Genomic DNA, 6749 nt, shown 5'->3' on the forward strand with positions numbered 1-6749 from the left:
GTTCAGTTACTCCAATTATTATTCTACATTAAAAATAGCCCAAATCATTACATAGCAATTATTTGGGCTTTTATTTAGAGCATTTTAATTGAAAATTCAATTGGCTTAAATATCTGCGGAATGTGGGTTAAAACTCCTTGTATTTTTGTCTGATGCCTATTTATCGTTACCCGAATTGAAAGTTATGCAGAAAATTGAAAGGGGCGATCGCACACTACTATATGCCCTTTATATGATAAAATTATCCGTGATGCTGATATCTCCCAGTTCTATTTTAATACTAAAATGTTCTCCAGGTTTTCCCTGAAATTGTAATTGAATCCAATTATCAGCACTGCGAGATATTGCCTCTAAAAACACTACTTCCGTATCCTCTAAAACGGTTAATTTCAGATCAGGAGGTAAATAAGAATCTTCACCATTAGGATATAATCGGGCTATAATTGTGCGTTGTTCCTCCGTGTTAACTTGATATGCTAAAACCAATGCTAAGGGATATTCTGCCAGTTGAAATTGTCGAATTCCAGTGACACTCTCTAAGATATCTTCTGTTTCTGCACTCCGAGAACGGGGTGCAGTCGCATATCTAAAAACCAAATTTTCGGCTAAATTTTCTAAGAAGCTTTCTAAAGCCACAAAATCACCGTTTAGTTGAATCTGATTCGGTTGTAACCATTCAGGTAAACTAATAAATTTTGGAGGATTGGTGTTAAATTCGGCATTGATCATCGGTTGAGGTAATGGTTGATTTGCAACGTTATTTCCCCAGACAATATTATTCCAAATTTTGTCTAATTTATTGAGCAATTCTGCTGCTAATTCTTGCCAGTCTTCATGATTAAGATTGTCCTCTCGGTTCCCTCCCCGCCAACCCATTCCTCCTTGTGCTGGAAGACAACTGGCTAAAAATTCACCTCCGGCATAGGGCCATTTTTCTTTCGGATAGGTGCGGTAAATTCGTTCTAGTTGAGTGATAATTGCTGTTAAGGGTTGTTTTGTTAGTCGGGTTTTAACTGTCTCTGTAACCAGATCAAGACTTTGAAAAAAATTGAACCCTAGTTCTAAACGGTGTATATACTCTATAAATAACTCCAAGGGTTGAATTTGTTCAAAACTTAAATTTTCTGTCATTTCTGAAGGATTACAAGCGGGGTAAAATCCTAAGATAATGGCTTGTTTTACAGTTTCATTAATCAAAACAACTAGATAACCGATGCGATCGCTCCAAGTTTCAGGAGGAATTAGAATTTCTGTCTCTCTTGGTAAGACAGGACGGCATTCAACTTTACCTAAATTCCTCAGTTCCAAATCAGCAATATTTAAACCTGTTTGCTGAATAACATCTAAACTATCACAAGCCTCTAAATCCGTTTCTATTCCCATCAATTCACAATATGAATCCACAGCATAAACCGCTAGAACATTTAGATAAACTTGTCTAGCTTTCTGAGAATTAGATTGATGTTGTTTTTGAAAAGCTTCAGCAATTTCATAGGCTTTTCGAGGAAGGGGAACAACAAAAGGGGAGTAAAAGGTTGTTGATGTCATGATTTTTAATCTCCTAAAGCTAAGGTAAAATTATGATTTCTTTTTAGGTAAACGCTGACGAGTTTTTTCACGCGACACCAGTTTAAAACGCCTCAAACAGTCCAAGTAAAAATAAATTAAGTCTTTAATAGGGACGTTTAAATTTTGAGTGACCTGTTGCCATGAGCCTGAATTACTGCGATTTAAAATAACCTGTTGAAAGTTGATTTCTGGATAATTCGGCATTTTTTTACGTTGAAATTTTCCTTCAACATCATCTTGAATTTCCTGTAACCTCTCATCGGTCAGAGGTAAACCTAGATCCCCATTAAGCCATTCTTGAAAAAATGGGCGAAAATACTCTCGATAACATCGAGAATAGAAAGAGCTAATCGTGGTTTGAGCATTTACTCTGTTGCCAAAGTATTCTTCTATTTGTGCTAAAGTAGGTTCAGGTTCATTCAACTTTAACAGAAAAATAGCTCGAAAGTTAATGTCCTCGCAATTTGGTTTATCAATCGATTTACTCGAAAAAATTCCATAGGCATCTTCTCTGATCAGTTCAATAATTTCTTCTGGTGGATTTTGGGATTTAGCTTGAGGAGTGACTCGATCCCATTTGTCGCCTTTCTTTTCAGGACTCACGGGTGCGTCTGCTGGTTCTGCTATTGTCTTGCCGAGTTTCCTCAAAACATCGAGATAACGATGAATGAGCATCGTACTAAACCAATTCCAAACACTTTTAGGTTCGTAATAATCTCGGATATTGTGGCAAAAAATATCCCAATTCTGTAAAAGCGTATTATTGAGGATGGAATCTATTAACTGAGCGTAAAAAGATTGAAAATAAGGAGCTACTCTTTGTAAAGAATCTTCAGAAAAATCCTTGCGCTTTTTCAAACGATTTTGTAATCGATTCTGAAACTTATTAAGTTCTTGAATCAAGTCTTGACAAAGCGGTTGGAGGTTTTCTTCTGTTTTAACTTCTAAACTATCGATTTGGCTCAGAAATTTTTGCCATTTCTCAAAGCAAGGATAATCAATCCCTTTGTAATAAATGTCGAGTTTAGTTAAGAACTCTTTTTGAGCATTACTGAATGCTTCATTCCAACAATCATCAAAGCTTGTATTAAAAGGAGAATTACCATATTTCTTTTTTAGAAAAGCTTTGATTTTTTCAAGTTTAGTTCGAGCTAGAGAATCTGTTGGTTTTTGGAGCTTTTCTCTAATCGATTCTCTCTTAGATGGAGGTAAGCTTTCTAAAGATTCATCCATTAAAGCAGGAGTCATAATACTCCAGAGTATTCCCGTAATAATTCGACGTTCTCGACTCTTAAACGGATATCTTTGGGCATTTTCAACAATAAATTGTAGAATAGCATCAAAAATCCTCTGTTGTTCTGGACTATCGGGTTGAGCCTGCCTGAATTTCTGGAATAAGCATTCAAGCTCAAGGTTGAGCCGTCTTTCAAGTGAGTGCATAAATGCGAGGGCAAGAAAAAAAATGGCTTTAGGCTCAAGTCTACCAAAAACCATCTTAAAACGGTAGATATTCACGGGTGAGGACATTAAATTCAAGCTAACGTCTCACTAGGGGAGTTTTATCGTCAAGTATGATGGATTATTTTTTCTTGCCCATCGGTAATGAGGGCTTAAGCAATGTCGCTTCTCGGTTCGTCGTCTTCTTGCCAGCGATCATATCCCTCATGATACCGCTTCTGAACTTCTGTCAGGTCTTCCTCACATTGCTTGATCTGGGTTTCAAAACGGTGAGCGATTATTTTTAAATCTTGCTCTAAATTGGCTTTTAAATCAGCCGTTTTTTGCTGTACCCAAATCGCTTTTTGCTGTTTAATTCTTTCCTCCTTTTCCTTAATTTGTTGGGGACTCAAACCCGTCAGATTAACTTCAGGAATGGGGAATTGATTCGGCAGATTATTAATTTCAGCACGATGAGCGAATAAACGTTGTTCAACAGCCTGATCTCGTTCTTTTTCTAATCCATGTTTGCGATCGCGGATTTGATTAATATCATAATCCGCTTCAGCCATTGGTAAGTTCTTTAACCGTCCGCTATCATCTCCTTCTGCAACGAATTTCACTAAATTATCAATTCGCTTTTCTTCGCTAATTTCCATCCTTAAAAGATCTTCCAATTCCGTTTCTAGCATTCCTTCAGGTGGAAATAAAGCGGGTTCATATTTGTTAATTAACTCAGCAAATTTTTCTGGTAATTCAAACTGATCGCTCTGAAAAGCAGCAGCAATCCAGATCAATGTTACAGGTAAACTAGCAGCAATTCCTTCAATTAATAATCCTCCGGGTAATCCTAATTGAGCCACAATCCAAAAACTAACGGTGAATTCTGCCGCACTTAATGAACCCGCTAAAACCCCATCAATCCAGAGTTGTTTACCTAAATTTTTGCCTTCAATTTCTTGGATTAATGCGGTTTGACTGCTGTAATATAATTCTCCTAATTCATTAATAAAAGATTGGGATTTTTTCTGCTCAATAATGCTACTCAGTGCTTGTTTTGTGCCGTGAGCTAAACGAGCCTCGGTTGTCACTTTAGTTGCACGGTCATCAACTAAATAACTAGCTAAAGCACCCCCAGCCATCGCCGCAGGTAACGCCATTGCACCTAAACGGGAAGTTAATACTTGGGTTCCAGCACTAAAGGTTAATGCACCAATCATCACAACAACAATTTTAGTGACTTTTTTAGCGACGTTGGATGCTTGACGTTGAGCGGTGGTTTCTAAGTCATCAATCCGAGATTCTGCCACACGAGATTTACCTGATCGCTGTTGTCGTTCACTCATTTTAGCACGAAGACCTTTTGGCAACCGGGCGATAACTTCTTGGGGAAGATGTCGCCAACTATCAACTAATTGATCAATTTGAAACTGTTTTTGATGGTGATGAGAATAATTAGAACTCATGATCAATACTCCTTAATGACTATCGAGAGTTTGAGAAAGTTAACGATTAGGTTTGATCGATTAACAATTATTTTGTTCTACCTGACTATCGAGAAAGCTTTTGGAAGTTATGCAAAGGTTTTACCTCTAGCAAAAATTTATAATTTCCGCCCGATTTCAAAAGCTTTATTAACACAATTTGAAATATCGGTAAAAGAGCAGATTTCGGCGGCGGCTTCCTCAGTTAGAACTGTTCTCAGTTGATGATTAACATTCGGGTTTTCCACCATCAACATAATTGTTCCTTGAGCGGCTGTAATTTGATGTACTAATTCTTGAAGGCGTTGATCATCCGGTGGGGGTTGATTCGGCCCTGGTTCGGTATCCTGTAAGGTAATGGTGACAACAACCGGGTTATAATTTTGGCGATCGCGCTCTTTTTTAATGAGTCTGTTAACGTCTTCTAATAGTAAAATGAGCGAAGTACCGGGTTGTTGGTTTTTAATCGGACGTTGAGCTTTATTACACTGACCCAAAAGTGATAAACTATTGAAAATAGAGATATTTTGAGTGGTAATTGGGCGATCAGCAAAGGCAGTAGTAATGGCAACATCACCGGGTTTATACTGTTGAATACTGGCGCGACAATGTTGTTGTCGTTCTAAGCTATATTTTTCAGCAGAATCGGAACTATCATCAGCACGAATATGGATAACTCGTTGAGTGGTATATTCAATCCAAAGGGTACTACCAATGATCCCCATTCCTGCTATAATAGCTCCTAAGATTAAGGGGGATTTCCACCAAGGGAGATTCTCAACTGGGGGTGAGGGTTGATAGTGACGACGGGAATAGGTGCGACTCATAACAGTTTTTCTATTGGGTACATTGCTATATCGTAGAAATCTGTTAGAGTTATGCAAAATAGAAACTAGAAACCTTGAAACCCGGTTTCTTTTGAATTAATAAGTCAATTTCGATGAGGGAAAGGGGATGGAATTTGCCACAATTAATTTATCAACTCCTCTGCAATTAACGATTGATTTAACCGATGATCAGTTTTTTGAGTTATGTCAAAACAATCGAGATTTAAAATTTGAACGGACTGCATCAGGAGTTTTAACGATTATGTCACCAACGGGAGGAAATACAGGGAGACGCAGTATTAAAATAGCGACTCAACTCGAAATTTGGAGTAGTAAAACCAATCTCGGTGAAGCGTTTGATTCTTCGACCGGATTTAAACTTCCTAATGGTGCCGATCGCTCTCCTGATGCGTCTTGGATTAAACGCGATCGCTGGGATAATTTAACCCACGAACAACGGGAAAAATTTATCCCCATAGCTCCTGATTTTGTCGTAGAATTACGGTCAGCGAGTGATGCTTTAAAACCCTTACAAAATAAAATGAAAGAATATCAGGAAAATGGGACAAAATTAGGCTGGTTAATTGATCCGAAAAACCAACGAGTTGAAATTTATCGTCCCGATCAAGAAGTAGAAATTCTGGAAAATCCCACCACCTTATCCGGGGAAAATGTTCTCCCAGGATTTATATTAAATTTAACCTTAATTTGGTAAAACGTAGTAAGCTTTTCAGGGCTTCCCTACTCAAATTTCTCGTTGCTAGGTTGAACCTAGCAATGCCCTATTGCAGGCTCCGCCTGCTTGAATTTGAGGCAGAGCCTCTATGATTTTATTCCCTGGTAGAACCAGGGAAGGCTCTCCTGTCCCTATAGTTATAAGTAAATCTTATATAAAAAGACAAGCTAGTAGCTTTTCACGCATCATCTCAAAATTTTTGAAGCCATAGCTTTGACGAAGAATTAATTTGATTCGGTTGTTTAATCCCTCCATAACTCCACTGGTTGTTCGATTAATAAAATAATGGCAAATATCGGGAAGATGGTGTTTAAGAGTTTGGGCGGTTTTTCCCAAAATAATGAGAGCCGAATTGAGCCATTTCTTTAATCTTCTCATTCCCATAAGAACCGTTGTACTGCTTTCATAAATATCTCGGAGTTCCTCTTTTAATTCATAAGCGATGCTCAAACAGGGGGAGGCTTTTAACAAAAGTTTCAGATCACTTTTCTCTTCTGGGGTTAAATCGACATAATTTTTGAGCAGTAAGCACCGATTTTTTAAGCCTTTTAGTTCTAATTTAAGTCGAAGTTGATTCAGAGAACCGTTGACTAACTTCATCACATGAAATCGGTCAATGACAATTAAAGCATTAGGAAAAACTTCCCGAATCACTTTTTTAAATCCTCCCCACATATCCACAGAAACCTCTTTAAC

At 37.8% G+C, this 6749-nt stretch carries 6 protein-coding genes; 1 reads left to right on the forward strand and 5 read right to left on the reverse strand.

The window, feature by feature from the left end:
* Window positions 1-228 precede the first annotated feature (228 nt).
* The 4 genes from H6G57_RS28465 to H6G57_RS28480 all read right to left on the reverse strand — a co-directional run bounded on the left by H6G57_RS28465 (window position 229) and on the right by H6G57_RS28480 (window position 5317).
* On the reverse strand, window positions 229-1548 hold the full coding sequence (locus tag H6G57_RS28465; RefSeq protein WP_190525188.1) for a DUF1822 family protein: 1320 nt from the start codon (window positions 1546-1548) through the stop codon (window positions 229-231).
* Window positions 1549-1578: 30 nt separating this feature from the next.
* Entirely contained in the window at window positions 1579-3009 is a 1431-nt protein-coding gene (locus tag H6G57_RS28470) for a hypothetical protein (protein ID WP_190525189.1), read from the reverse strand.
* Between the two features lie 170 nt (window positions 3010-3179).
* On the reverse strand, window positions 3180-4472 hold the full coding sequence (locus H6G57_RS28475) for a hypothetical protein (RefSeq protein WP_190525191.1): 1293 nt from the start codon (window positions 4470-4472) through the stop codon (window positions 3180-3182).
* A gap of 137 nt (window positions 4473-4609) precedes the next feature.
* A complete protein-coding gene (locus H6G57_RS28480) occupies window positions 4610-5317 on the reverse strand; it encodes a hypothetical protein (protein ID WP_190525193.1) in 708 nt (235 codons plus the stop codon).
* A gap of 127 nt (window positions 5318-5444) precedes the next feature.
* Between H6G57_RS28480 and H6G57_RS28485 the strand changes: the two genes are divergently transcribed.
* A complete protein-coding gene (locus H6G57_RS28485; protein WP_190525195.1) occupies window positions 5445-6032 on the forward strand; it encodes a Uma2 family endonuclease in 588 nt (195 codons plus the stop codon).
* Between the two features lie 171 nt (window positions 6033-6203).
* On the opposite strand, the gene H6G57_RS28490 is transcribed toward H6G57_RS28485, so the two are convergent.
* Window positions 6204-6749, reverse strand: a 546-nt coding sequence (locus tag H6G57_RS28490) for a transposase (RefSeq protein ID WP_190525197.1), incomplete at its 5' end; no start/stop codon positions are given.

The organism is Planktothrix sp. FACHB-1365, assembly GCF_014697575.1.
Lineage (GTDB): Bacteria > Cyanobacteriota > Cyanobacteriia > Cyanobacteriales > Microcoleaceae > Planktothrix.

Bases quoted from the DNA above. Each gene is read 5' to 3' on its own strand.
- H6G57_RS28465 (WP_190525188.1), bottom strand. From the start codon at position 1,548: ATGACATCAACAACCTTTTACTCCCCTTTTGTTGTTCCCCTTCCTCGA.
- H6G57_RS28470 (WP_190525189.1), bottom strand. From the start codon at position 3,009: ATGCACTCACTTGAAAGACGGCTCAACCTTGAGCTTGAATGCTTATTC.
- H6G57_RS28475 (WP_190525191.1), bottom strand. From the start codon at position 4,472: ATGAGTTCTAATTATTCTCATCACCATCAAAAACAGTTTCAAATTGAT.
- H6G57_RS28480 (WP_190525193.1), bottom strand. From the start codon at position 5,317: ATGAGTCGCACCTATTCCCGTCGTCACTATCAACCCTCACCCCCAGTT.
- H6G57_RS28485 (WP_190525195.1), top strand. From the start codon at position 5,445: ATGGAATTTGCCACAATTAATTTATCAACTCCTCTGCAATTAACGATT.